26 protein-coding genes are annotated in these 25,610 nt (G+C 48.8%); 14 read left to right on the forward strand and 12 right to left on the reverse strand.

The features are described from left to right. Positions 1-145 precede the first annotated feature (145 nt). Complete coding sequence (locus ACN0TF_RS09835; RefSeq protein WP_417441774.1) at positions 146-496, forward strand: Hpt domain-containing protein; 351 nt, start codon at positions 146-148, stop codon at positions 494-496. Here the strand turns inward: ACN0TF_RS09835 and arcA are convergent. The 8 genes from arcA to ACN0TF_RS09875 form a co-directional block, all read right to left on the reverse strand. Beyond that, entirely contained in the window at positions 490-1,212 is a 723-nt protein-coding gene (arcA, locus tag ACN0TF_RS09840; RefSeq protein ID WP_034818483.1) for a two-component system response regulator ArcA, read from the reverse strand. The two genes, ACN0TF_RS09835 and arcA, sit on opposite strands and share 7 nt — an antisense overlap. A 100-nt stretch (positions 1,213-1,312) precedes the next feature. Then, positions 1,313-2,932 (reverse strand): ATP-binding protein, encoded by a 1,620-nt coding sequence (locus ACN0TF_RS09845; RefSeq protein ID WP_417441775.1) that lies wholly within the window; start codon positions 2,930-2,932, stop codon positions 1,313-1,315. 96 nt (positions 2,933-3,028) lie between these two features. Next, on the reverse strand, positions 3,029-4,033 hold the full coding sequence (locus ACN0TF_RS09850; protein ID WP_417441776.1) for a methyltransferase: 1,005 nt from the start codon (positions 4,031-4,033) through the stop codon (positions 3,029-3,031). A gap of 16 nt (positions 4,034-4,049) precedes the next feature. Further along, complete coding sequence (locus ACN0TF_RS09855) at positions 4,050-5,756, reverse strand: DUF342 domain-containing protein (protein WP_417441777.1); 1,707 nt, start codon at positions 5,754-5,756, stop codon at positions 4,050-4,052. 78 nt (positions 5,757-5,834) lie between these two features. Next, a complete protein-coding gene (locus tag ACN0TF_RS09860; RefSeq protein WP_417441778.1) occupies positions 5,835-6,191 on the reverse strand; it encodes an Hpt domain-containing protein in 357 nt (118 codons plus the stop codon). Then, positions 6,181-7,203: a succinylglutamate desuccinylase/aspartoacylase family protein gene (locus ACN0TF_RS09865; protein WP_417441779.1), complete on the reverse strand. Its 1,023-nt coding sequence runs from the start codon at positions 7,201-7,203 to the stop codon at positions 6,181-6,183. Before ACN0TF_RS09865 ends, ACN0TF_RS09860 begins: the two co-directional genes overlap by 11 nt. Before the next feature lies 1 nt (position 7,204). Further along, complete coding sequence (rimK, locus tag ACN0TF_RS09870) at positions 7,205-8,110, reverse strand: 30S ribosomal protein S6--L-glutamate ligase (RefSeq protein ID WP_404398397.1); 906 nt, start codon at positions 8,108-8,110, stop codon at positions 7,205-7,207. After that, on the reverse strand, positions 8,107-8,529 hold the full coding sequence (locus ACN0TF_RS09875; protein ID WP_417441780.1) for an ATP-dependent zinc protease: 423 nt from the start codon (positions 8,527-8,529) through the stop codon (positions 8,107-8,109). The genes rimK and ACN0TF_RS09875 overlap by 4 nt, the downstream gene beginning before the upstream one ends. Before the next feature lie 153 nt (positions 8,530-8,682). Between ACN0TF_RS09875 and ACN0TF_RS09880 the strand changes: the two genes are divergently transcribed. Next, positions 8,683-9,417: an EAL domain-containing protein gene (locus tag ACN0TF_RS09880; RefSeq protein ID WP_417441781.1), complete on the forward strand. Its 735-nt coding sequence runs from the start codon at positions 8,683-8,685 to the stop codon at positions 9,415-9,417. Here the strand turns inward: ACN0TF_RS09880 and ACN0TF_RS09885 are convergent, their stop codons facing one another. Further along, positions 9,418-10,092: a DUF2982 domain-containing protein gene (locus ACN0TF_RS09885; protein WP_417441782.1), complete on the reverse strand. Its 675-nt coding sequence runs from the start codon at positions 10,090-10,092 to the stop codon at positions 9,418-9,420. A 34-nt stretch (positions 10,093-10,126) separates the two neighbouring features. Beyond that, entirely contained in the window at positions 10,127-10,801 is a 675-nt protein-coding gene (gene mutH, locus ACN0TF_RS09890; RefSeq protein ID WP_417441783.1) for a DNA mismatch repair endonuclease MutH, read from the reverse strand. Between the two features lie 94 nt (positions 10,802-10,895). Between mutH and rppH the strand changes: the two genes are divergently transcribed. From rppH to lgt, 4 genes are read left to right on the forward strand one after another with little or no spacing between them, the layout of a single operon-like run. Next, positions 10,896-11,408 carry an RNA pyrophosphohydrolase gene (gene rppH / locus ACN0TF_RS09895; RefSeq protein WP_011233763.1) on the forward strand — a complete coding sequence of 171 codons (513 nt, stop codon included), beginning with the start codon at positions 10,896-10,898 and terminating at the stop codon, positions 11,406-11,408. A gap of 5 nt (positions 11,409-11,413) precedes the next feature. Beyond that, a complete protein-coding gene (gene ptsP / locus ACN0TF_RS09900; protein WP_417441886.1) occupies positions 11,414-13,684 on the forward strand; it encodes a phosphoenolpyruvate--protein phosphotransferase in 2,271 nt (756 codons plus the stop codon). A gap of 2 nt (positions 13,685-13,686) precedes the next feature. Beyond that, positions 13,687-14,478 carry a sulfite exporter TauE/SafE family protein gene (locus ACN0TF_RS09905; protein ID WP_417441784.1) on the forward strand — a complete coding sequence of 264 codons (792 nt, stop codon included), beginning with the start codon at positions 13,687-13,689 and terminating at the stop codon, positions 14,476-14,478. A 22-nt stretch (positions 14,479-14,500) separates the two neighbouring features. After that, entirely contained in the window at positions 14,501-15,292 is a 792-nt protein-coding gene (gene lgt, locus ACN0TF_RS09910; RefSeq protein ID WP_417441785.1) for a prolipoprotein diacylglyceryl transferase, read from the forward strand. 179 nt (positions 15,293-15,471) lie between these two features. On the opposite strand, the gene ACN0TF_RS09915 is transcribed toward lgt, so the two are convergent. Next, the gene (locus ACN0TF_RS09915) at positions 15,472-16,323 is read right to left on the reverse strand and encodes a thymidylate synthase (RefSeq protein WP_417441786.1); all 852 of its coding nucleotides are present in this window, start codon (positions 16,321-16,323) and stop codon (positions 15,472-15,474) included. Between the two features lie 115 nt (positions 16,324-16,438). Here ACN0TF_RS09915 and ACN0TF_RS09920 point away from each other — a divergent pair, with 115 nt between their 5' ends. The 4 genes from ACN0TF_RS09920 to ACN0TF_RS09935 all read left to right on the forward strand — a co-directional run bounded on the left by ACN0TF_RS09920 (position 16,439) and on the right by ACN0TF_RS09935 (position 19,125). After that, the gene (locus ACN0TF_RS09920; RefSeq protein ID WP_417441787.1) at positions 16,439-17,461 is read left to right on the forward strand and encodes a response regulator; all 1,023 of its coding nucleotides are present in this window, start codon (positions 16,439-16,441) and stop codon (positions 17,459-17,461) included. Further along, entirely contained in the window at positions 17,458-17,877 is a 420-nt protein-coding gene (locus tag ACN0TF_RS09925; protein ID WP_011233771.1) for a PAS domain-containing protein, read from the forward strand. The genes ACN0TF_RS09920 and ACN0TF_RS09925 overlap by 4 nt, the downstream gene beginning before the upstream one ends. Beyond that, positions 17,870-18,661, forward strand: coding sequence for a tRNA cyclic N6-threonylcarbamoyladenosine(37) synthase TcdA (gene tcdA, locus ACN0TF_RS09930; RefSeq protein ID WP_417441788.1), 792 nt, complete (start codon positions 17,870-17,872; stop codon positions 18,659-18,661). Before ACN0TF_RS09925 ends, tcdA begins: the two co-directional genes overlap by 8 nt. A gap of 152 nt (positions 18,662-18,813) precedes the next feature. Further along, on the forward strand, positions 18,814-19,125 hold the full coding sequence (locus ACN0TF_RS09935; RefSeq protein WP_417441789.1) for a hypothetical protein: 312 nt from the start codon (positions 18,814-18,816) through the stop codon (positions 19,123-19,125). A gap of 124 nt (positions 19,126-19,249) precedes the next feature. On the opposite strand, the gene ACN0TF_RS09940 is transcribed toward ACN0TF_RS09935, so the two are convergent. After that, complete coding sequence (locus ACN0TF_RS09940; RefSeq protein WP_417441790.1) at positions 19,250-19,615, reverse strand: SufE family protein; 366 nt, start codon at positions 19,613-19,615, stop codon at positions 19,250-19,252. A 124-nt stretch (positions 19,616-19,739) separates the two neighbouring features. Between ACN0TF_RS09940 and ACN0TF_RS09945 the strand changes: the two genes are divergently transcribed. The 4 genes from ACN0TF_RS09945 (at position 19,740) to ACN0TF_RS09960 (ending at position 25,588) form a co-directional block, all read left to right on the forward strand. Further along, positions 19,740-20,489, forward strand: coding sequence for an electron transfer flavoprotein subunit beta/FixA family protein (locus ACN0TF_RS09945; RefSeq protein ID WP_414018875.1), 750 nt, complete (start codon positions 19,740-19,742; stop codon positions 20,487-20,489). Continuing rightward, positions 20,486-21,415: an electron transfer flavoprotein subunit alpha/FixB family protein gene (locus ACN0TF_RS09950; protein ID WP_414018874.1), complete on the forward strand. Its 930-nt coding sequence runs from the start codon at positions 20,486-20,488 to the stop codon at positions 21,413-21,415. Before ACN0TF_RS09945 ends, ACN0TF_RS09950 begins: the two co-directional genes overlap by 4 nt. A 182-nt stretch (positions 21,416-21,597) precedes the next feature. Then, complete coding sequence (locus ACN0TF_RS09955) at positions 21,598-23,496, forward strand: DUF1302 domain-containing protein (RefSeq protein ID WP_417441791.1); 1,899 nt, start codon at positions 21,598-21,600, stop codon at positions 23,494-23,496. Positions 23,497-23,572: 76 nt separating this feature from the next. Beyond that, the gene (locus ACN0TF_RS09960; RefSeq protein WP_417441792.1) at positions 23,573-25,588 is read left to right on the forward strand and encodes a prolyl oligopeptidase family serine peptidase; all 2,016 of its coding nucleotides are present in this window, start codon (positions 23,573-23,575) and stop codon (positions 25,586-25,588) included. The last annotated feature ends 22 nt before the right edge of the window (positions 25,589-25,610 follow it).

A 25,610-nucleotide genomic window follows, 5' to 3' on the forward strand; every position in this document is an offset into this window, starting at 1 on the left:
ATGAGGCTCAGTCTAAAAGTGGGCATTATATCGCAGAATTTCACCAGGTGACACCGATTGCCCTAATCGATTCTGTCTGCACAGTGGTTGACTCAAAACAGGAATACGCCGAGGATAGGGTTTTGGATTGATGGAGCATAAAAAGATGGCAGAAAAATCGGCGATAGACACCGAGCTATTACAACAGTACGTCGATACCTTAGGTGTTGAAGGCGTGAATTCAACGCTGACGACTTTTGACGGTATTATTCAAAGCTATGCGCAATTATTGCATCAAGCTGCTAAAGGTCGTAACGAAGACGAGCTGCGCAAACAGGCACATAAAGTGAAAGGAGCTTGCGGTTCAGTCGGTTTAACTGCGTTATCTGAGATAATGGAAAAGGTTGAGAAAGAAGACTGGGAATGGCCGGTAGCTGAACGTTTATTAATTGAATGGGCCGATGCGGTCATTCCGCACCGACGCCAAATTGATGCCTGGTTAGCTGAGCATCACTGAGCTTGCTGATCAACCTCGCCGATAAAGCGATAGCCTTCACCATGGATGGTGGTTATTAAGTTCGGTGTTTCCGGGTGAGACTCGAAATGCCGACGAATGCGGCGAATGGCAACGTCAACAGTACGGTCATTCGGACGGAGCTCGCGATCCAGCATACGTTTAACCAGAGTTTCACGGTCAAGGATGCGACCCGGGTTAGATAAAAATAACTCCAACGCACGATACTCACTTTTCGGCAAACGGAACATTTGGTTTTCCGGTGAGTACAGGCAGCGACTGTCACTGTTCAAGCGCCAGCCGTGGAACTGGAATTCAACACTGTTATTTTCAACCGGACTGCCTGAGCGCGATGCTTCAATACGGCGGCACAGGTTGCGTACGCGAATTGTCAGCTCTTTCGGGTTATAAGGTTTGATAAGATAGTCGTCAGCCCCTAACTCCAGTGCTAAAAGGCGATCATCTTCGCTGTCACGACCGGTTAAGAAAATTAACCCAATGTTGTCGCTTTCGCGTAATGATTCGGCAAGTTCCAGACCATTCTTACCTGGCAGGTTGACGTCCATAATTACGACATCAACACGTTCCTGACGCATGATGTTTTCCATTTGCAGGCCATCAGCAGCATCAAAAACTTCGTAGCCTTCTTGTTGGAATAGACGTGTGAGGGTCTGGCGAGTAACAACTTCGTCTTCAACAATCAGTATTCTGGCATTCATAAGCGTTGATTTTCCCGGAAAGTTCGTCGCTGTGCGTACGGTGTTGAACTTATATTTATAAAAGTTATGACGTTACATTATGACTTTTGTTTGAGATTTTTCAAGCATTGCTGACCAAAGTGACAGGAAAACGGACAATAAACTCTACACCGTTCTTTTCCTCACTAAAGAAGTGAATGTTCCCACCCAGTACCTGAGTCACCAAATTATAGACCAAATGCAGACCCAGCCCACTGCCTCCGGAGCCTCGTTTGGTGGTTACAAAAGGGTCAAATATTTTGCGATTAATATCACTGGGAACACCTTTACCATTATCGGTATAGACCATTTCCAGCTTGTCATCACCTATCATAGTAAAACTGATGTTCACTCGGCCGCTGCTATAACCCTCAAAAGCATGGATCATAGAATTGACAATAAGGTTAATCAGAACCTGATTTAACGGCCCGGCTTTAGCGCGTACAGTCAGCCCCTCAGGGCATGAAATACGGATAGGGAATTTCTCCGGGTCGAGACGTCTGGGTTTCACTGAAATAAGAACATCGTTCATGAACGACGGAATATGAATATCCCGGTCAATTTCTGATGACTGATCAACCGCTACCTGCTTGAAGCTGGTCACCAGATCCGCGGCCCGTCCCAAATTACGGTAAATAATTTGCAGGTTTTCATCGCAATCACTTAAAAAGCGTTCGAACTCTGAGGTTGAAATTCGTTTCTCGTCGAACTTCTCCTGCATTATCGTTAATTTGTCCTGCAGCAAAGTGGAAGCGGTAACTGACAAGCCTATTGGTGTATTAACTTCGTGGGCAATACCGGCAACCATGTCCCCCAGCGACGCCATTTTTTCCGACTCAACCAATTGCCCCTGATACTGGTGTAATTGCTCCAGAGTTTTAAGCAGCTCGCTGTTGGATTCTTTTAGTGCCTGAGTGCGCTGGGTAACCTGACGTTCCAGCTCGGTATTTAACTGACTGGCTTCTTCTTCAGCCCTGCGCTGGCGGCTAATGTGTTGCTGCACGCGATCAAGCATGGTGTTAAATGCGTGCGCCATCATATCAAATTCAACCAGCTTTGACGGCGCCAGGCGCAACGAATAGTTTTTATCCCGGGCAACCTGAGAAATCACATCAACGACGCTGTCTAGTGGTGTGACAATGGTTTTTCGCAAACGCAGGGTTATTAGCCAGCACAGTAACAGTGTTAGTACAAAAACCACGCTGGCAATGGCAATTGAGCGCCACATGAATAAACGGGCCTGTTCCAGTGAACCACGCAAATAAACATAGCCAATGACTTCATCGTCCAGTACCACCGGCTGAGAAACTTCAATGTAATTGTCGTTAGTTTGCGGTGTTGTCAGTTTATCCAGTTTAGCGAACCGCGCCGGAATAGGAGCCAGACCCTTTTTATTATAACTTGAGAAAAAGGTCAGTTCGTTACTGGTTTCATCCATTTTGTAGACATGAACATGCTGAATAAACGAGGTGTTTTCTAATGAACTCAGGCGTTGCTTTTCGTTCGCGTTATCATTAAAAACTAAGCTGCTGGCGGCGTTGCCGGCCACAATGCGGGAATATGATAAGGCTTGGTCATGTAATGACTCCTGATACTGTGCAACCTGGCTCACAATATTAACCGTAAAACCAATAAGAAGCGCGAAGCTGGTGACCAACAACACGATATAAATTAGTATGCGCTTCAGTGAAATGGTATGCATTCAGTCTACGGCTCAGTCTCTGAAAAAATTATATGTTTACTAATGTTAGCAAAGCGTTAACAAAAAAGGCATCAGTTAAACAAAAAAACGGGTTATTTATCGACAAGTTGCATGGTAAACACGATAACGGCCATCATCGGCTATAACACTGCAGTTGCCAAACACCGATTCAATTACCTCTGGCCAGGGCAGAAAACGGTTAGCAACGACTCTAAAAACACCTTGCTTATTAAGGTGTTGCCGGGCATTGCTAATAAACTCACGGGCAATTTCATAGTCAGTTCTCTGTCCAGTGTGGAACGGAGGATTACTGACAATGAAATCAAACTGTCCGGCATTGTCCGGTATGCCATCGGCTAAACGCAACTCGGTTTTTACTGGTTCTTTGGCCAATGTTATCTCACTGGCGGCAATAGCAATGGGACTCACATCACAGGCCATAAGTTCAGTGGCCACCGAAGCTAGCTGTTTAGCGATAACTCCCGCACCGCAGGCAAAATCCAGGCCCCGGCCTTTTGGTAAATCTTTTATATGTTGCAGTAACAGTAAGGTTGCCGGGTCAATATGTTCGCGGCTGAATACGCCCGGCAAGGTAACAAAGGATTCCTGTTGCTGGTTTAATTCAAAAGTAATGGTTTTGGCGTAATCTTCAATCGAGGCGCTTTGATGAACATGCTCATTGCGTTCACTGGCAAAAAGCAGGCAATGGTTTGCCGATGCTAGTTTCTGTGGCGGCTGTAACCAGTCAGGCAAATGTTTCATTAAAGGTTGAATACCAGAACGTTTTTCACCGGCAAACCATACCGGAGTGCCGGTTGGCAACGACGCTAACTGTTCCAGTAAGTACTGATTCAGTTCTTTTTCCTTTGCTACCAGAAATAAAACACCGTCGTAATTGTTAAGGTTCGGTGGCTGAATTTGGCAAAAAACCGGGTTCCCGGCAGTTTCCCAATAGGCAGCGTGACCAGCGTGAAAGCTCCAGGCCGAGGCATTAGGTAAGGCAGCTAACTCGCCACCACCCGGGTGAATAACCAATAATGAGCCATGAGCCCAGGGTTGCGTGGACTGGCGTCCAAGCATGGATAAAATTGCAGCTGACATAGTGATACTTAACGGCTTAGACTAAGCTGTCTACTCGTAGTTGTTTGTCCTGAAGTAAGAACATTGTACCATTTCGGTGTTCTTTTATGCGCAGACTTTTCTCTTTAAAGATAAACAAAATACCGGGGAAGACTTCTCTGCTGACCATAGTGCGCAAAACCGGATGGTTTTCGAAAGCTTCCAATATTGAATCTATGCTGGTTCGGGTATTAATAATTCTTGCTCTGAGCTTGCGTAACTCAATTTTTAGCTTTTTCTGATACTCCAGCTTTTTCACGCCATCTTCCAGTTTGTCACAACGGTTCAACCCTTGCTGCACTACTTTTACCCGAGCCAGGGTTTTTGTCAGTAGCGCCCGCATGCTGTTTAAGTGCTCAAGCGACTGAGGGTCAATGGGCGGAAGCGACCAGTAAATACGGGTTTTAGTGCCGGCTGGGGCACCCAACTGCCCACAATAGACGTGATCACAGGTTTCAATAGTGCCACCAATGAGTTTGCCGCGGGCATTACGGCCTTCACCACCAATAGCCAGCGGACCCTTCGTTATGACATGGCAATGGGTTAACTGTTTGTCCGTATTCACTCCGGTTTGAGCTTCAAAGTAGGAATACTGAGCATAGGCACACCAGATGGAACCACCTGCAACCAGCTTGGTGGAAACATCCGGTATCCATTCATCGGCATCTTCGTCGTGCTCGGCATTGTCACCTGAATGAATCAGGTGGCCGATACAACCTTTACGGACAGTGATATTGCCGTCGGCGTGCAGCTCGGCAGAATCGACATAGCCTCCAACCGTAATGTCGCCGGTGCAAGTTACCTTCATTCCTTCACTGACATTGCCGGTGACAATCACGCTGCCTTTAAACTTAACGTGACCAGTTGATACATCGACGTTGTTTAGCTGCATAACATCATCAACCTGCACGCTATTTTCGTTAAAGCTTGGCATGCCGGTCCGGTCTGAAACAATTAAATTGGCATCGGTATCGCTAACGCGAGTGCCTTCACCGGGTTTAAAGTCGCGGTCCTCACCGTCCCGGGCTTCCAGTTCCTGGCCAAAAACAGTAAAGCCGACACGACCTTTGCTCGGAGGTATTTTCTGCAACAGCGGATGGTCAGGATCAACCGTGACTTCAGCGCCTAAATCGCGCATGTCTGCCGTACCGTCTTCACGCAGCTGAGGGCGTAACACGCGCTTGCGGGCATCGTCTGTCAGCGGTTTAAACTTGGCATTACTGCCATTGATAGGGTATTTGCCTTTTGCCACGGTAACTGACAGCTCAGCACCTGGCGGAGCTTCATTTGTGTGCTCAACTAAGGCGTCAATAGCCTTGCGCTGAATGCCGGAGGTAATTTTCTTTTCCTTCAGCTTGGCAATGATGATTTCCTGCGTCAGGGGTTTGCCGCCATAACCGACAATACCGCTGGCAGTGACTTTCATATCATCGTCGCTTACTTGTAAATTTAAATCGGCGTCAAAAATCTCGGCAATAGCGACTTGAAAGGGAATGCTGCTGTTAGAGTCTTTACTGTAATGCTGGGCGTACTTTGTTGCTGTTTGTAGCAGCATTTGTGGATCAAGTAATTTTGCAGCCGAAAACTTAGAAGCCTGCCACGCTTGCTGGAGTTTATCTGCTTTGACCTCTGAGGGAGGGGTGCCGGCATCAATGCTGATGTACACATCTCTTTCAGAAACCCGGAAACTGACCGGACTGGACATAGGGCGCCTGTACTCTAACTGTTGTTATAATTTTTATCGGGCTATTTTAACGAATGTTTACCCTTTTTTGTATTAATTTTAATCGTCCGGGGCAACTTCATTACAGTAGCTTGCTATTTTTTCGTTCACCGCGGCCAATTCAACGTTAACTTGTGTAATCGCTTCAGTGCGCTGTTCGTCAGTCTTCTGCTGCCAGTCTTTGAAAAGTTGTGCAGCCAGAAGGCTCAATTCAGTCGCGCCAATAGTAGCACTTAAACTTTTTAACGTATGTAATTGTAAGCGTGCTGCCTCAACATCTTCCAACAAGTCCTCTGTATTTAGCAAAGTAGTGAACTGTTCCAAATAACAGTTCAGCACTTCCCGGTACAGGTTGTGCTGATTATCACAATGGCGCAGACCGCGGTTAAAATCAATCTGTGCTGAATTACTGCTCATAAGGTTTGTTCTCGTAAACCTCGGTAAAAGAGTCAACGCTTTCGGTCGCATCTGACATGTCGTCTTTATCAAATTGTGCGACATTGAATAAGGCTTCGCCTTCATTAGCTACCGGAATATTACTGCAGCCTATAATAATGCCGCGTACCGGAGATTCAACCGCATCGCCTTCGCCACCATGCGGGTTAACGCTTAAGGCTAATACTTGTTGTTTCTGAATGGTTTGTCCCAGCTCAACTTTAGGAATAATAAGGCCATCCCGTTCTGCACGAACCCAGGTGGAACGACGGGCAATGACAGGTGTAATGCGGCGACCACGACGGCGGCCTTTCATCATTTTCAAATGCTTCATCACGTTTTCTACACCAATAACGCCGGCACTTATCGAGGCCTCATCAAAGCGCAGTCCTTCACCTGCCTCGTATAAAATGAGAGGAATACCGAGCTCATTGGCTAAAGCCCGTAACGAACCGTCGCGCTCTTTAGAATGCAGAATAACCGGCGTACTGAAAACTTTCGCCATGGCCAGGGCTTTTTCGTTTTCAACGTCTACCCGAATTTGCGGAAGATTACTGCGGTGAATAGCACCTGTGTGTAAGTCCACAATATGGGTCGATTTTTTGACCAACTCTTCACTGAACAAATACGCCATGCGACTTCCCAGAGCCCCACGCTCTGAGCCAGGAAAACAGCGGTTTAAGTCGCGCCGGTCAGGCAAATAACGCGACTGCTGAATAAAGCCAAATAAGTTAACAATAGGCACCACAACTAAAGTGCCGCTGAGCGTGCGGGCGTCGGTGGTGTTAATTAAACGCCGGCAAATTTCAATGCCGTTCAGCTCATCACCATGAATGGCCGCGCAAACCAGCAATACCGGTCCGGGCTTGGTGCCATGAAACACATCTATGCGTAAGTCCAGCGGTGCGTCGTTGTATAAACGCAACGCGGGCAGAGTAATATGCTGATGCGACCCCGGTTCTACCAATTGCCCGGCCAGTTCAAAACCGTTCATTTTATCCTTGTCCTTTGGTGCGGGTTTTATGCGCTTTGGCGTTCTTCTCAAGGAAGGTAATAATTTGTGACGCAACGTCTTTCTCGGTTGCCTGTTCAATACCTTCAAGCCCGGGTGAAGAGTTCACTTCCATAACTAATGGGCCATGATTAGATCGTAAGATATCTACACCCGCTACGTTAAGTCCCATGGTCTTAGCCGCTTTAACTGCCGTGGCACGCTCAGCCGGAGTCAGTTTAACTAAAGACGCGCTGCCACCGCGGTGCAGGTTTGAACGAAATTCGCCGGCTTTGGCCTGGCGCTTCATTGCCGCAATAACTTTATCACCAATAACCAGACAACGAATATCCGCGCCACCGGCTTCTTTAATGTATTCCTGCACCATAAAGTTGGAATGCAGACCCATAAAGGCTTCAATAACACTTTCAGCGGCCTGACGGGTTTCGGCTAACACCACACCAATGCCCTGAGTACCTTCCAGCAACTTAATAACCAGCGGTGCGCCGCCAACCATATCAATCAGGTCAGGAATGTCCTGCGGCTGACTGGCGAAACCGGTCGTAGGCAGGCCGATGCCTTTTCGCGACAGCAATTGCAGTGAGCGCAACTTGTCGCGGCTACGGGAAATGGCAACCGACTCATTTAACGGATAGCTGCCTACCATTTCAAACTGGCGCAAAACAGCGGTGCCATAAAAGGTCACTGACGCACCAATACGCGGAATAACGCAGTCGTAGTGAGGCAGTTCCTTGCCGTGCTTATGAATGGATGACTCCCGCGCATTAATGTTCATGTAACATCTTAGCGGGTTAAGCACGTCAACTTCGTGTCCACGCTCTTCAGCGGCTTCCACTAAACGGCGGGTGGAATAAAGTGAGGCGTTACGCGATAAAATCGCAATTCTCATTGCTCTTCTCCTAATAAGTGAGAGGCTTGTGGATCTACGATAAAGTTTCCGCGCATGGCTTGTCGACCCAATAACATACGGAACTTCATAGTGTCTCTGTTAGTTAATGTCAGTTCGACCGCCTGGTCAAACTTACCCAGTTGTAACCGGGTTCGGATCACATAACGGATTTCGGTATGACCGCCTGAGTCGGTCACTTCGCGTTTATCAAATACCGGTGCTTCGCAAACTTGTTCGCGCAAAGAGTCTTGTTCCGGGTGCATAAAAATACGCAACCACTCCTGACCTTCGCGCTCAAAAGGTTCAAGTTTGAACGCATGCAGACAGGAGGTTTTCGCGCCAGTATCGACTTTAATATGAATTAGATTAATATTGAGTTCAGGAAGTGCTCCCCACTCTTGCCAGCCAATTGTTGTCATTGTGCTACCTTGTGTTAAATCTTGAATGCTTAATACAGTATTTTTGGTAAAACGCAATTTTTATTGATCGATAGCCATAATTTTTACGTTCATTTTGAAAACTGCTAGGTTTAATAAGATACTTAGTAATAAGACTCAACTTAAGGATAGCTCATGTCTGTTTGTCCATCTTGCGATTGTCGAAAACCTTTGGGGTTTGGCATTAAAATGGCCTTTCAGCCAATTGTTGATATCTCTGACAAAAGTGTATTTGCACACGAGGCTCTGGTGCGTGGAGAAAACGGCGAGGGCGCAGGGCGAATACTGGGGCAAGTGACTGAAGACAACAAGTACACTTTTGATCAAACCTGTCGGGTTAAGGCCATAGAGACAGCTTCTCGTATTCAATTACCGGGCAGTTTGAGCATTAATTTTATGCCTAACGCCATATATGAACCGGAAACTTGTCTGGCAACCACCTTATCGACAGCCCGCAAAACCGGGTTTGACCGGGATAAAATTATTTTTGAGGTGACTGAGCAGGAACAGGTTGTGAGTCAGGAATTTCTGGTGGAAGTGTTTGAAGCATATCGTAAAGAGGGCTTTAGAACCGCCATCGATGACTTTGGTGCCGGTTACGCGGGGTTGAATTTATTAGCTGACTTCCAGCCGGATATCCTGAAAATTGATATGAAGCTTATTCGTGATATTAACCAGAATAAGGTGAAGCAAACTCTGGTTCGGTCCATTCAGCAAATTGGGGAAGAGCTGGGTATCCAGCTTATAGCCGAGGGCATTGAAACCGAAGACGAGTACAAATACCTGCGCGACAGTGGTATTACCCTCATGCAAGGCTATTTCTTTCAGAAACCCATGCTGGAAGCCTTCCAGGATATTAATTTCCCGTAATCACGTAACGTCTGCACCGCGGCTGGTCTGTAATTTCTGCAAATGCGCTTTAAAATCGTAAATGTCGCGGTCCAGTGCATTGGCACTTACGTACAGGTCATAACCAAGCAATTCCCGCATTTGTTCCATACGTTTACCAAACACACCAATTAGCCCCTTGTAAACCGTGCCATTGGGGCTGATGTAGCTGTCCGGAATATCAAAGTAAGGCGTATAGTCCTCGCGGTCAGGGGCCTGATGCCTCAACGCCATAGTCAGCAACTGGCGCTGTTCGAACAGCAGAGCAGAAGCAAGCCGGGGGGAAATATCATCCAGCACTTCTTCAACCTGATACAGCCGGAACCCCAGAAAGGGTGCGTCTTCAAGTTCCAGCACCCGGTTCACGCGGGGAACATCGTAACGGATAATATTCTCCCAGCGAATCTGCCATTGTCCACGGCGGTGCAAATAACGAATGCCTTCTTCGGTGATCACCAGTGAAACCGGAGGCTCTATCACTTTACCAACGCCTAACAGCAAGAATATGCCGGACGTTGCGCCAAGCACCACAGTAATACCAACTGGAATATCGTCCCGCACCAGATGAAGGAAAACCAGTAGCGCAAACAGCAATACCGCCAACCCACAAAAGGTTAATGCATTGCGCTTAGCCTGAGGACTGACATTAAATTGCATAGTTTCTCCTGTGTACAGCGGGTGATGCCGCGGGTTACATAAACATCCGTTGCAATATCTGCCGGGTGAAATCCTTCTTAAGATAAAACCCCCGCGGGCGCACTTCAATTATAGTACCTTCCGGTCCAATGGCCTCGGTTAGCGCAGACCCGTCTGCGGCTTTGGGGCGAATTTGCATGGCTTCACCCTGACGCGCGGTAATGCTCTCAACCTGTCCCAAAGCAATACGATCCATGTGTTCTTCCCAGTCATTGCGCAGCAAGGCTTCTTCCTGTTCGCTGGGTATCCACAAAAACGCACTGCCCACCACTCGTTCCGGCAAAGGCACCTCGCGGCGACCATCAATAGGCAGCCACAACACTTGTTGTAATTTATTTCGTACGTTAGATGTGGCCCATTGGACTCCCTGAATATTCACTAAAGGAGCGGTACAGACAAAAGTGGTTTCCAGCGGTTCACCTTCGGGCGTTACCGGCAGCGTTTTCAGTTCAACACCCAGCTCAGGGAAGTCCTGCGTGGGCTTAGAGCCCGCAGTGGCGCCCAGTTGCAGCTCCAGTAGTTGTCCTACCCAACCTTTATCGCGGCGCAAATCTTTGGGTACCTGTAATCCGGTTTCAGCGGCCAGATCAGCAAATGTACGGCCGGCTAAAGCCGCCGCGCGCTGAAACAATTCATCAATGGACTGAGGGCGTTGTGGCTTGTCGGTCATGACTTAAATCTTCGTAAATAGTGAATCAGCATTTGCCCGCAACCGGGCTTTATGGAAGAATCCACTGTAACAGAGAATAATTGAGGATGCTCGCGTGATAGATGCAGAAGGGTTCCGGGCAAACGTAGGAATCGTCATCTGTAACGGGCATGGGCAGGTATTTTGGGCTCGTCGAATTAACCAGCAAAGCTGGCAGTTTCCGCAAGGAGGAATTCACGAAGGCGAGACCCCTGAGCAGGCAATGTACCGCGAACTCTACGAAGAGGTCGGGTTAAAGCCAGAGCAGGTTGAAATTCTGTACACCAGCCGTCAATGGTTGCGTTATCGCTTGCCAAAGCGCTTAATTCGACGTGAACAACGGCCCATGTGTGTTGGACAAAAGCAAAAGTGGTTTTTGTTACGGCTAAAATGTCGTGAAGAAGACGTAGATGTATTACATTCAGGCCACCCTGAATTTGATGGCTGGCGCTGGGTCAGTTATTGGTACCCGGTACGGCAGGTCGTATCCTTCAAGCGCGATGTTTACCGTCGGGTGATGAAAGAGTTTGCCACGCAGGCGATGCCATTTCGAGCTTCGGGAGGGCGTCAGCACAGGCGCAAACGTTAAATATGATGTTGGTTACACTGCAAAGGATAGTCCAGGGCGTCAATAAAGCGCCTGATTTCAACATGGCTTTAAGTACCATGGTGGGTCAGGTGCGCGAAGCCTTAGAAACCGACAGTTGCAGTGTATTTTTGGCCGACAACGACCAGCGTCAATTTGTTATGGCGGCCAGTGACGGCTTGCGTGCCGAAGACGGAAAACCCGTCCGGGTTGACTTTGGCGAAGGTATTATCAGTTTAGCGGCACAACGAGAAGAGCCGCTAAACATTGCCGATGCCAGTATGCATCCCGCCAACAAAAAGCTCAGCGACACCAACGAGAATATTTATAAGGGCTTATTAGCCGCGCCTATTATCCACCGGCGCAAAGTGCTGGGTATAGTGGTGGTGCATCAAAGTGTGGCGCGCAGCTTTAGTCGTGAAGAAGAAGCTTTTATTGTGACTCTGGCAGCGCAGTTGGCGGCAGTTATAGCGCATGCCGATGCCAAAGGTTTGCTGGTTAGTGAACACTCCCCCTGGATACACAGCTTAAGGGGCTTGCCCGGTTCGCCGGGTGTGGCCGTGGGTGAGGCTTATGTGTCGCGACCAGAAGCGCGTATAGATGAAGTTACTCCACGGCGTTCCGACAAACCCATCCATGAAATTCGCAAGTTCCGTCAGGCGGTTGCACGTACCCGAGCCGACTTAAAAGAACTGTCCAGGCGCATGGCGGGTCAGGTTCCTGATGACACCCTGGCAATATTCGATGTGTATCAGGGCATGCTGGATGCGGCCAGTATGGGCGATGCCGTCGAGAATATGATTAAAGAAGGCTGGCGTGCGCAAACCGCATTAAAATATGTGGTCGAGCAGTTCGTTGCTCAGTTTGAGGCGTTAGAAGACTCTTACCTGCAAGAACGCGCCACCGATGTGCGCGACATAGGTCAGCGGGTGCTGTTGCACTTACAAAACCGTCAGCGCAAACGCAAGCCCTTGCCGGACAACTTCATTTTGATAGCGGACGAAGTCACTGCTTCAATGTTGGCCGAGCTGCCGCGTGAGCAAATTGCCGGTATTATTTCGTTAAACGGTTCCAGTAACTCGCATGCGGCCATTATGGCGCGTAGCATGAACATTCCTGCGGTACTGGGTGTCGACGACATTGAACTGCACTTCTTTTCAGACCGGCAGTTGGCTGTGGATGGTTATACCGGTGAAATTTATGTTGACCCGCCAGCGCAAGTATTAACTCAGTTTCATCAGTTAGCTGAAGAAGAACAAGAGCTGCGTGATATTGTTACTGAGCACAGTCATTTGCCGGCAGAAACGCAGGACGGTCAGCGCATCAGTCTGCATCTTAACCTCGGGTTGGACGTCACTCACGACTACCTGAAAACGTTGAACATAGATGGCGTGGGGCTGTATCGCTCAGAAATACCTTTCATGATGCGCGATCAACTGCCCACCGAAGATGAACAGACCGAAATGTATCAGGAGGTGCTGGAACAGTTTCCTGATCAGCCTGTGGTTATGCGTACGCTGGATGTGGGCGGCGATAAGCCGCTACCGTATTTTCCGTTAAAAGAAGACAACCCCTTTCTGGGCTGGCGCGGTATTCGGTTAACTCTGGACCACCCGGAAATCTTCTTAATTCAAATTCGCGCCATGTTGCGGGCCAGTATTGGTAAAAGCAACTTGCGTATTTTACTGCCCATGATAACCAGCACCAGCGAAGTTGACGAAGCGTCGCGGCTTATCAAACAAGCGTATTTTGAGGTAGCCGAAGAGCAGGGTTGTGAAGTGGGCGTTAACCTGTTTCAGCCGCAGCTGGGTGTGATGATAGAAGTACCGGCGGCCATTTATCAGTTGCCGGCTATGGCCAGTAAAGTCGATTTTTTCTCTGTTGGTAGTAACGACCTCACGCAGTATTTGCTGGCGGTGGACAGGAATAACCGCCGCGTTGCCAGCTTGTATGACGCCTATCATCCGGCTGTATTAGCCAGCCTCGATGAAATTGCCCGGCGCTGCGAAGAAATTGGTAAGCCCGTTAGTGTTTGTGGCGAGTTAGCCGGTGACCCGGGCGGTGCTTTATTACTGGTTGCCATGGGGTATCGGCAGCTCAGTATGAACAGTTACAACGTTGACCGGGTGCGCTGGATACTGCGTAATGTGCGCTCCAGTACGCTAAACGTAATGCTGGCAAAAGCATTGCAGGCACGTAACCCCGATCAAATTCGCAAAATGATTGCTGAGAAGATGGAAAGCATCGGACTCGGTGGTTTTGTCAGAGCAGGGAAATAAGCATGTTACTCACCACCTGGATTTGGTGTATTGGCGGCGGAGCAGTGGCGGGGCTATTAGCCGGCTTGCTGGGTATTGGCGGTGGTCTGGTTATTGTGCCGCTGCTCATTTATTTACTGCCTATTATTGGCGTGCCGCCGGAATTGGTTGTCCCCAGCGCTATCGCCACCAGTCTGGCAACCATTTGTATGACAACAGCCAGTGCCTCGCGCGCGCACGCAAAACACGGTTTGATGGAAAAGTTCTGGCTCATTCGGGTGTTGCCGGGCTTATCCGTTGGCGCAATGACGGGCGCGTTTTTGGTGACTGTCGTTGACCCTGACTGGTTAAAAATCATTTTCTCCGTGGTGTTAATAGCGCTCGCTTTTCGCATGGTGTTGCCGCAGAAAACCGGCGAGCCATTAACGTCGGTGTCCAAACGGTTGGTTGCGCTGGGCAGTTATATTATCGGAACCATATCGGGCTTAGTGGGTATTGGCGGCGGGGCGCTGACGGTACCATTTTTAAGTCGCATGCGGTTGCCGGTGCGTCAGGCTATTGCAATTTCCTCGCTCGGCAGCTTTGTTATTGGTTGCAGCTCGGTGGTAATGTTTATTTTGAATGGCTGGTTGTCGGGTATGGAAACCGGTGCTTTAGGTTTAATTCATGTGCCGGCCTGGGTGGGGATTTCCGTTGCGTCGGTGTTATTCGCTCCACTGGGTGCTAAACTGGCGCACAAATTACCAGTCAAACAGTTACAGCGCGTTTTTGCCGCGTTTCTAATTCTGGTCGCCATACAACTTATTTTTAATTAAAGATACAGCAGGAGTACAAGCAGTGCCGTCTAATGACTATTGGCAATTTCCCGCCATCGACCCTGTTATTTTTCATATTTGGGGACCTTTGGACATTCGCTGGTATGGCCTTGCCTATATAGCAGCTTTTGCCTTCGCTTATTTTTGGGGCATGCGTCAGACCAAAACGGACCCCAACTGGAGCAAAGAAGAGTTCAGCGACCTGATGTTCTGGGGTTTTATTGGCGTTATTGTCGGCGGTCGCGTTGGCTACACCTTGTTTTATCATTTTGACCGCTTTTTGGATAACCCGTTGTACCTGTTCTACATTCACGAAGGCGGTATGTCATTCCACGGTGGCTTGCTGGGTGTTATTGCGGCTATGTATCTGTATGCCCGCAAAAAACAGCGTTCTTTTTTGCAGGTAGGCGACTTTGTTGCTCCGTTAGTGCCTATGGGGTTATTTTTCGGACGCATTGGTAACTTCATTAACGGCGAGCTTTGGGGCCGTGCGGCAGAAGTGCCGTGGGCTATGTACTTTCCCAGCGGTGGGCCGGTACCACGGCATCCATCGCAGTTATACGAAGCCTTGCTTGAAGGCTTATTGCTGTTTGCTGTTATTCTCTGGTTCCAGCGCAAACCCCGTGGCGTTGGTGCGGTAAGTGGGCTGTTCCTGTTAGGTTACGGCGTGGCTCGTTTCATAGTAGAGTTCTTCCGCGAACCCGATGCGCACTTAGGCCTGCTGTCTTTAGGCATGTCCATGGGCCAATGGCTGACCCTGCCAATGATCATTCTGGGGATTATTCTGATGGTGCGTGCAAAGCCCCGCACTTAAAACTGGACTTGGGCGAAACGGCTGTTGGGTCGCATGTTTCGCTTGAGCGTTAAGGGGCACTATGCCAGAGACGCTGCAAGTTCATCCATGAACGCTTGACGAAGGCATAGCGCCCCTCAACACTCGTAACGCTTACATGCGCCCCAGCAGCCTTTTATCAGGCCCAGCTCTGTTCTTATTTATACCGCAAATGGGTATTTAATGGGCTCGTGGCATTCGTAGCCGCTGACGGTGAAATCATCTTTGCTGACCCAGGTTTCAATATCTTCAAGAGATTTAATGTCTGGGTTAATGTGCAGCTGAGGCGACGGAAAAGGTTCGCGCTTCAGCTGAACATCGCGCATAAGATCCAACTGATTTTCATAAATGTGAGCGTTCACTATCTTATGGTAGGCCTTGCCGGGCTTGTGCCCAGTAATTTGTGCCACCAAGGCTAAAAGAACAAAACACTGAATCTGGTTGAAGTTGAGCCCCAGCGGTACGTCGCAGCTGCGTTGGTAAGAAGTCAGGTAAAGCGTGTCGCCTAACAGCGAAAAGTTGTGTGTGTGCATGCACGGGCGTAAACAGCCTAGCTCAAATTCACCGGGGTTATAGAAGGTCACTATCTCACCGCGGTCATCAATGCCCTCGGATAGGTTATCAATCACTTTTTTCAACTGATCTAAGTGGCTGCCGTCTGGCTTTTGCCATGAGCGACCCTGCACACCGTACACCCGGCCCATGTCGTCTTCGCCTTTGCGGTTTCGGTTATTCAGCCAGGCCTGGTTTTCATTGGCGTTGGCGTCCCAGGTTTTGCAGCCAATATCGCGGAACTGAGCGGCGCTGTCATAGCCACGCAAATAGCCCAAAAGTTCAGCAATAGCTGACTTGTAATAGCTTTTTCTGGTGGTAATTAGCGGGAATTGGTTGTTAGCAACATCGTACTCTAAGTCGGCGTTTATAACCGTTAGGCAGTTAATGCCTGTACGTTCATTCTTAACCCAAACACCTTCGTCGACAATACGTTGGCACAGTTGTAAATATTGTTTCATTTTTTATGCAGAATCATCTTGTGCGTAATGTTTTATATCGTACCTGATGCAATGGCATCAGGCTACTGCCTGCGCTAGAATAAAAGCATTAAACAATGGCCGGGAGCCTTGAACTATGACCTTAAAAGTCACTCTGTGCGATGATTCCAAAATGGCGCGTAAACAGCTACTACGCACGCTGCCAGATGACTGGGATGCTGAGGTTCACCAGGCGGAGCATGGGGAGCAGGCGCTGACGTGCGTGCGCGAAGGCCGCGCCGAAGTACTGTTTCTGGACTTAAACATGCCGGTAAAAGACGGCTATGAAACCTTGCAGGCTATAAAAGAAGAGCAATTAGAAACCCTGGTTATTGTGGTGTCCGGTGACATTCAGCCGGAGGCGCAAAAGCGCGTGCAGGCTCTGGGGGCTATGGCCTTTGTTAAAAAGCCGATGAAGCCAGAGGACATACAAACCCTGTTGCAGCAGTTTGGCCTGTACCAACCGGCTGCGGGTCAGCTTAAACTGGCCGATGAAACACCGCAAGCTCCGGCGAATCCATTGGATGTTTACCGGGAAGTATCGAACGTTGCCATGGGGCAAGCCGGTGATCACTTAGCCCGGGTGCTGGATACTTTTATTGAACTGCCTGTACCTAATGTGAATTTTATTGCCCCTTCCGAACTGCACATGGCAATAGAGTCTATCGACACAAATAAGCAGGTCGCGGCGGTAAGTCAGGGCTTTTCCGGAAGCGGCATTCTGGGCGAAGCATTAACACTGTTTAATGAGGCATCTATTGACGATATTGGCAAGCTGTTGGGGGCAAAGTTTGGTGAGAGCGGCTCAATAAAACAACAGCGAATTGAGTCATTAATGGACGTCGCTTCCATTTTGTCCTCGGCGTGTTTAAACGGTTTGGGTCAGCAACTGCATGTGGAGTTCGCGGCTTCGCAGCCGGTGCTGTTAGGTGAGCAGCAGTCGATGCGGGAATTGATTAAACACGGCGAACATCGCTGGCAGAAAATTCTGGCAATAGAAATTGGTTATCAGTTACCGGAACACAAACTGGCTTTCGACTTACTGCTGTTATTCCCTGCCGACGCGGTGAAAATTCTTGACCAGCAGTTGGCTCATTGGCTTCAGGGGGACGACGAATGATAGACGATATGGACGAGCTGCACAGCAAGCTGAGCATTCTGGGCGCGATTGATGTCGGTATTGTGGTTATTGATAACGACAACAACATTCAGATGTGGAACGAGTTTATGCAGAACCACAGCGGCCTGCGTCCGAGTGAAGTACGCGATAAAAATTTATTTCGCTGCTGCCCGGGTATCGAAGAAGCCTGGTTTCAGCGTAAAATTGACCGGGTGCGGCAGTTAAATTCGCGGGTGTTTATTACCTGGCAGCAGCGTCCTTATGTGTTTCGTTTTCGTCACAGCAGGCCAATAAGCGGCCAAAGCGAGTGGATGTATCAAAACGTCACCCTAATTCCGCTTAAGAACCCACGCGGCGAAGTGCACCAGGTGGGCATTATTATTTACGATGTGAGTGAACAGCCTAGTCATGAGTGAAGAAGTACCCGATCAACGTTTTGGCGGTGTCAGCCGTGTATACGGACATGCGTCGTTAACGCATTTTCAGCAGTTACATATTGTGGTCGCCGGACTTGGCGGTGTGGGTTCCTGGGCTGTGGAAGCTCTGGCGCGTACAGGTATTGGTAAACTAACGCTCATAGATCTGGACGATGTGTGTGTCACTAACATTAACCGGCAGCTACCAGCTACCGATGACACCATAGGTCAGCTTAAAAGCGAAGTACTGGCGCAGCGGGTGAAAAGCATTAATCCCAACTGCGAAGTGCGGGTAATTGACGACTATTTGCTGCCGGAAAACTTTGAAGAATACTTAACCGGTGCCGATGCCGTGCTCGATGCCATAGACAGCGTTAATACTAAGTCAGCACTGGTGGCCTGGTGCAAGCGTTGCAAGCTGCGCTTAGTGGTGTGCGGCGGAGCGGGTGGGCAGATAGACCCTGGCATGATCCGGGTAGCTGATTTAGCCAAAGCCAAACAAGACCCGCTGTTGGCCAAGGTGCGCTCACAACTGCGCCGCGACTACGGCTTTTCCAAGAACCCCAAACGTAAATGGGGCGTCGACTGTGTCTATTCCGAAGAGCAACTGCGCTATCCAATAATTTCCGGTGAGAAAGAAGGCGAAGTCACGCTGCAAAAACCGGGCTCCGGCACCATGCGCATGGACTGCAGCTCCGGCTTCGGCGCCGCCATGGTAGTCACCTGTAGCTTTGCCATGCAAGCCACTGCTACGTTATTGAAGCGGTTGACATCCCAAAAATAACCTTTTGCGTGATATAGGTTGCAAAAATAGGTTTTTTTGCCTATTTTGAGTGTAATATCACTCAATTTTAAGTGTGTGCCGTACATTATTATAACTATGTCCGAAGGCGGGTTAGCAAGTATTCCACGAAAGTTGAAACTCTGGGAGCTGTTATGAGCAAGAATAATCGGCTTGATGTCGAAGAGCGAGAAGCTCTTATTGAACGTATTGCACTACAGTTATTACAGGGTGAAATAAGCCAGGGACAAGCGTTGCAGGAGTTCAGAAAAAAAATTACTGCAATGAATCAAAGCGACTATGCCGAGCTCACGAAAACTTCCCGAAAGACCGTTTCGGAAGTGGAAAATGACTTGGGTAATTATTCTAGTGATGTCATTAATAGACTGTTTAAGCCTTTTGGACTAAAAGTGGGCCTGGTTCCGGCATCCGCTCGGTTAAAGCGCCGTACATTGAAGGTATCGTGAGCGCGCCCGACGGTTATGGGAGCTACTGCGGAGGTGTGCAGCGCCAAGGATGGCGCTGCCCAAGCCCTACAGGGATGTATTCACGGGCGTCCTTCGCAGTAGTTACTATAACCTCAGCGCTCTCTCACGCCTCAATAACCCGCAGCTTCAAGGTTTTGGCTACCTGATACAGGCCGTTGCTGCGCGAGGGGCTGAGCGCGTTGTCGAGGCCTTCGGCGCGGTAAAAGGCGTCAATATCGAAAGTTGAAATCTCAGTAACAGAACAACCATCCAGCCGTTGTTGCAAAAGCGCCAGTAAGCCGCGCACAATGCGTGACTCAGAATCAAAACGAATCACTACTGCCTCCACATCAGAGGTATCCAGCCACAGCCACACCTTTGCCTCGCAGCCACCCACCAGATGATCGTCATCACGACATTCCGCCGGGTATTCTGGTAGACTTTTAGCTTGTTGAACTAAGTGACGAAAAAGCTGTTCCCAGCTGGCCATGTAAACTCTCCCTTACGGCAATAGAGTTTTATTCTCCCATAACTTGTGAGATCGACGCCAGTCTAGGATAATGGCAACATAATAAATACCAACATTCAGAACATTCCAGAAAAAGGAAGACAACATGAAGATACTTGTCGCGGTTAAGCGCGTCATTGACTACAACGTCAAGGTGCGTGTTAAACCAGATCAGTCCGATGTCGATTTGGCAAACGTCAAAATGGCACTTAACCCATTCTGTGAAATTGCGGTAGAAGAAGCCGTACGCCTTAAAGAAGCGGGCACCGCAGACGAAGTGGTTGTTGTTTCTATTGGCCCTAAAGCCGTGCAGGAACAACTTCGCACCGCCTTAGCATTAGGTGCTGACCGTGCCATTCAGGTTGAAACCGACGACATGCCGGACTCGTTATCTGCTGCCAAAATCTTAAAAGGCGTCGTAGAGAAAGAAGGCCCGGACATGGTTATTCTGGGTAAACAGTCTATCGACTCAGACAACAATCAGACCGGCCAGATGCTGGGGGCCCTAACCGGTATGCCCCAAGGTACTTTCGCGTCTAAAGTGGAAGTGGGCGATGGTTTTGTTAACGTCACTCGTGAAATCGACGGCGGCTTGCAAACTATCAAGTTGAGCCTGCCTGCGGTTGTTACTACCGACTTGCGTCTTAACGAGCCGCGTTACGCGTCGTTGCCAAACATTATGAAAGCCAAGCGTAAGCCGCTGGAAACCACAACGCCGGACGAACTGGGTGTGGAAGTTAAGCGCACTATTAAGCTGCTGAAAGTTGAAACGCCTGCTGAACGTAGTGCCGGTGTGAAAGTAGCTGACGTAGATGAGCTGGTCGACAAACTGAAAAACGAGGCGAAAGTATTATGAGCATCTTAGTGGTAGCAGAACACGACAATAACGCGGTTGACCCTTCAACGCTGAAAACGTTAGCCGCTGCACAGAAAATCGGTGGCGACATCGAGGTACTGGTTGCCGGTAAAGGGTGCTCAACCGTTGCTGAAAACGTAGCAAAAGCCGACGGCGTGAAAAAAGTCATGCTGGCAGACAATGAAGCTTACGAGCATCAGTTAGCTGAAAACATCAGTGAACTGGTTGCCGATTTAGGCAAAAACTACAGCCACATTCTGGCTCCGGCCACAACTACCGGCAAAAACTTTATGCCGCGCGTTGCTGCATTATTAGACGTAGCACAGGTGTCTGACATTATCTCGGTAGAAAGCGACGACACCTTTAAGCGTCCTATCTATGCGGGTAACGCCATTGCCACCGTGCAGTCAGAAGACAAAATCAAAGTTATTACCGTACGTGCAACAGCCTTTGACGCTGTCGCAGAAGAAGGTGGTAGCGGTGAAGTCGAAAACATCGATGCGGTATTTAATAACGACAAATCGGAATTTGTTGAAGAGCAACTGGCAGAATCTGAGCGTCCTGACCTGACCTCAGCAGAAATCGTTATTTCTGGTGGTCGTGGTATGCAAAATGGCGAAAACTTCCACCTGCTGGAAGACGTTGCTGACAAGCTGGGCGCTGCCGTAGGTGCATCACGTGCTGCAGTAGACGCTGGTTTTGTGCCTAACGACATGCAGGTTGGTCAAACCGGTAAAATTGTTGCGCCGCAGCTTTATATTGCGGTAGGTATTAGTGGTGCTATCCAGCACTTAGCCGGTATGAAGGACTCTAAAGTCATTGTTGCTATCAACAAAGACGAAGAAGCACCTATCTTCCAGGTCGCAGACTACGGGTTAGTTGCCGATTTATTCGACGTACTACCGGAATTAAACAGCAAAATTTAACTTCTATTTAGCTGTTAAAAATCGCTGCTGACGCGCAGTTTTAGCCGTCAGTAGCGACATTTCCCCGCACTTTTTCTAACAACTTGTTATATTTTCGTGTTCATATACTTGCATATTTTTAACTCATCGGACATGATTCAGACATAACCGCCAAACAAGTTAAAAAGATTAGGTGGCTCACAATGAAAAGAAGAACAACTATGCTAAAAAAACTTCCTCTGGCTACGGCCATTGCACTGAGCTTTGCAGCATCAGGCCAGGCAGCTGACTTTGAAGTCGGCGATTATGAAATTAAATTCGATTCTATTCTGTCTTACGGCGCTTCGTGGCGTATGGAAGATCAGGCTAATCATCTTATCCATCCTGGCAATATGGCTGGAGGCACAGCAGGTTCGAGTGTCGGAGACGATGGCAACCTGAACTTCGATAAAGGTGACTTAGTGTCATCGGTATTCAAAGGCGTACATGATTTAAGCATTGATGGTGGCAACCATGGTGCCTTTATCCGTTTTAATTATTGGTACGATCACGTTGTTTCAGAAGAGAATATGGCCCATGGTCATGCGGGTAACAACTATTACCCGGACACTAAACTGAACGACGACATTTTTGATGACTACTCTCAGGGCAAAGGCGTCGAGTTACTGGATGCTTTTGTTTATGCTAACTTCGACTTAGGCGGTATGCCAACTAACGTTCGTTTGGGGCGTCAGGTATTGAGCTGGGGCGAAAGTACATTCGTTTTCAATGGTATTAATGACATTAACCCGTTAGACGTGAACGCATCGCGTCGCCCGGGCGCTGAAGTTAAAGAGGCTTTGCTGCCAGTTGGTATGTTCAGCACCAGCATTGGTTTAACCAATACACTGAACTTAGAAGCTTTTTACCAATACGAGTGGGATAACACCAAGCTTGATGGGTGCGGTACCTTTTTCTCAAGCGTTGATATTATCGGTGGCCCAGGCTGCGGTAAGGTTACGCTTAACCCGCAATTAGTTCCGGGTGACCCTGACAGTTACCTAAGTGACTTTGAATCGGTACAAGCAGGCGCTTATATCGGTAGTAACCCAGTTTTAGAAGCCTCTGACAGTGGTCAGTGGGGTGCTAACCTGCGTTATTATTCAATGGATTTAGACACTGAATTTGGTGTTTATTACCTGAACCTGCATAACAACACGCCTATTATTTCGGCTTATAACTGGGCAGTAGATCCTCGTCCAAGTGAAGAAGGCGTATCGCCGTTGGATCTTGGTTTTACCTGGTCCTCGCCTAATGGCTATCCAATTGATGGCCCTCGTTTAGTGTTAGAGTATCCGGAAGACACTGAAGTTTATGGTTTTAGCTTTAGTTCAAATATCGGTTTGTGGACTGTTGCCGGTGAGTACAGCTATCGCGACGGTGTGCCAGTGCAAATTAATACCACCGAGCTATTAACGACTGGTCTTCGACCTAAAGTGCCAAGCACCTTCTCAGATCGTTTTAATGATGTAGCAATCGGTGGTGAAGAAGTTGCGCATGGCTATGACCGCTTAGATGTTAGCCAGGCTCAAATGAGTTTTGTGCGTTTCGTTGACCGTTTATGGGGTTCTGATCGCATGACTTTCGTGGGTGAAATCGCCATGAACAGTGTTCACGACATGCCCGGTATTCAAGAGCAGCGTTACGGTCGTTTGCCATTGTTTGGTAAATGCTTAACTCAAACCGACATGGCTCCGCTTATTGGTGCAGCTGAGCAAGCTGGTGAAAGCGGTGTAGCAGAACAACTCCAGAGCCGGGTCGGTAACTGCGACGGTTTCGTTACCTCTACTTCATGGGGCTACCGTACCCGCTTCCAGTTTGAATATAATAATGTTTGGCAAGGTTGGGGTCTAACGCCAGTGGTTCAGTTTAACCACGACGTTAACGGTTACTCGCCTAACAGCAACTTTATTGAAGATCGCAAATCTCTGGGTCTTAACTTAGTGGCAGATTATCTGTCAACTTACAAAGTTAGCCTGGGTTACACCACCTTTTCAGGTAGTGACTATGACGCCACAACTGATCGCGACTTTGCGTCAGTCAGCTTCTCATACGCGTTCTAGTACATTGAATTAATGTGCGAATCACGATAAAACCGTCTCTACTGAGGCGGTTTTTTTATTTTCGGGGAGAACAACAATGAAAAAATGGATAATAACAGCGGCGGCGCTGATGCTTTCGGGCACAGCGGTAGCCCAGGAAAAACTCCAGTTAGAAGACATCTTTACGCTGGAATACGCATCATCACCGACTATTCACCCCAGCGGCGAATGGACGGTATTTGTCCGCCAGTCTATGGACATAAACAACGACCGCAAAGTGGGGCGCTTATGGGCCAGCCTGCCAGACGGTGATATTCGGCCGTTAACCGGTAGTCAGGGCAGTGAAAGCCAGCCGGTCTGGTCACCAAGTGGCGACCGTTTAGCGTACGTCTCAACCGAAACCGGCTCGCCACAGGTTCATATTTACTGGGTCGATTCCGGTGACAGCGCGGCGGTTACCCAGTTAACGCAAGCACCGTCAGGCTTAAGCTGGTCACCCGATGGCAGCCAGATCGCATTTTCCATGTTTACGCCGAAATCACAGCCTGCACCGGTCAGCTTACCGGGCAAACCTGAAGGTGCGGACTGGACTGCTGCGCCTAAATATATCGACAAAGGCAACTATCGCTATGACGGCGGTGGTTACGCTAAAGACGGACACCAGCAAATTTACGTGATACCGGCAACCGGTGGCTCTCCGCGTCAGTTAACTGACGAAGAGTTTAATCATGGTGGACAACTCTCCTGGTCTCCGGACAGTAAGCATATTTTCTTCTCGGCAAACCGTCGTGATGATGCTTTTCGCCAGCCGGTTAACAGCGAAATTTACCGCTTAACTCTAAGTACCAAAGAAATTACCGCAATGACAGAACGTGACGGGCCCGATGGTTCGCCAAAAGTGTCTCCCGACGGTGAGAGAATTGCTTTTACTGGTTATGACGACACCAAAATGAGCTTTCAGGCGGCTAATTTATACGTAATGGACTTAGACGGTTCCGACGTCGAACTGCTGACGGAAGACTTAGACCGAGGCGTTACAGGCTTTGAGTGGGACAGCGACAGCCAGGGTGTGTACTTTACCTACGACGACAATGGTATTGGCCAACTGGCCCGCACCACATTAAATGGAGAGCATACGAAACTTACCGACCGCGTGGGTGGGTTGTCTTACGCCCGTCCATACGGCGGTGGTGACTTCAGCGTAGCCAAAGGTGACCGTTTAGCGTTCACCATCTCTAACCCAATGCGTCCGGCGGAGCTGGCACTTTGGGACGACGGCGACGTACAGCAGCTAACTCGTTTAAACGAAGACGCACTGGCGCATAAGCAATTAGCCAAAGTAGAAGAGATTCGCTATAAATCCAGCGTTGACGGCATCGACCTGCAGGGCTGGATAGCCTACCCGCCGGGTTTCGATAAAGACAAAGACTACCCGCTAATGCTGGAAATTCACGGCGGCCCGCACACTAACTATGGTCCTCGCTTTGCGGCTGAAATTCAGTTGTTTGCAGCGGCAGGCTATGTGGTGCTTTATACCAACCCGCGCGGTAGTACCAGTTACGGTTCGGACTTTGCCAATGAAATTCACCATAACTACCCAAGCCACGACTACAACGACTTAATGGACGGTGTAGACGCGGTTATAGACAAAGGCTTTATCGATAAAGACGAGCTTTACGTTACTGGTGGTAGTGGCGGTGGCGTGCTAACCGCCTGGATAGTCGGACACACCGACCGTTTTAAAGCCGCGGTTGTGGCTAAGCCGGTTATTAACTGGTACAGCTTTGTGCTCACTGCCGATATGTATAACTTTTTCTATCAGTACTGGTTCCCGGGTCTGCCATGGGAGAATATGGAACATTACATGAAGTATTCGCCTATCAGCTATGTCGGCAATGTGACTACGCCAACCATGCTGTTGACCGGTGAAAATGACTACCGTACGCCAATGTCAGAAACCGAGCAGTATTATCAGGCATTGAAACTGAAAGGTGTGGACACCGCTATGGTTCGCATTCAGGACTCAGGCCATGGTATTTACGCGCGGCCAAGTAACCTGATGAACAAAGTGGCTTACATTCTGCATTGGTTCGAAAAATACCGGGACGAATAACCAGAGTAATCTAACGGCCAGG

It is taken from the genome of Idiomarina sp., from assembly GCF_048265525.1.
Taxonomy (GTDB): domain Bacteria; phylum Pseudomonadota; class Gammaproteobacteria; order Enterobacterales; family Alteromonadaceae; genus Idiomarina.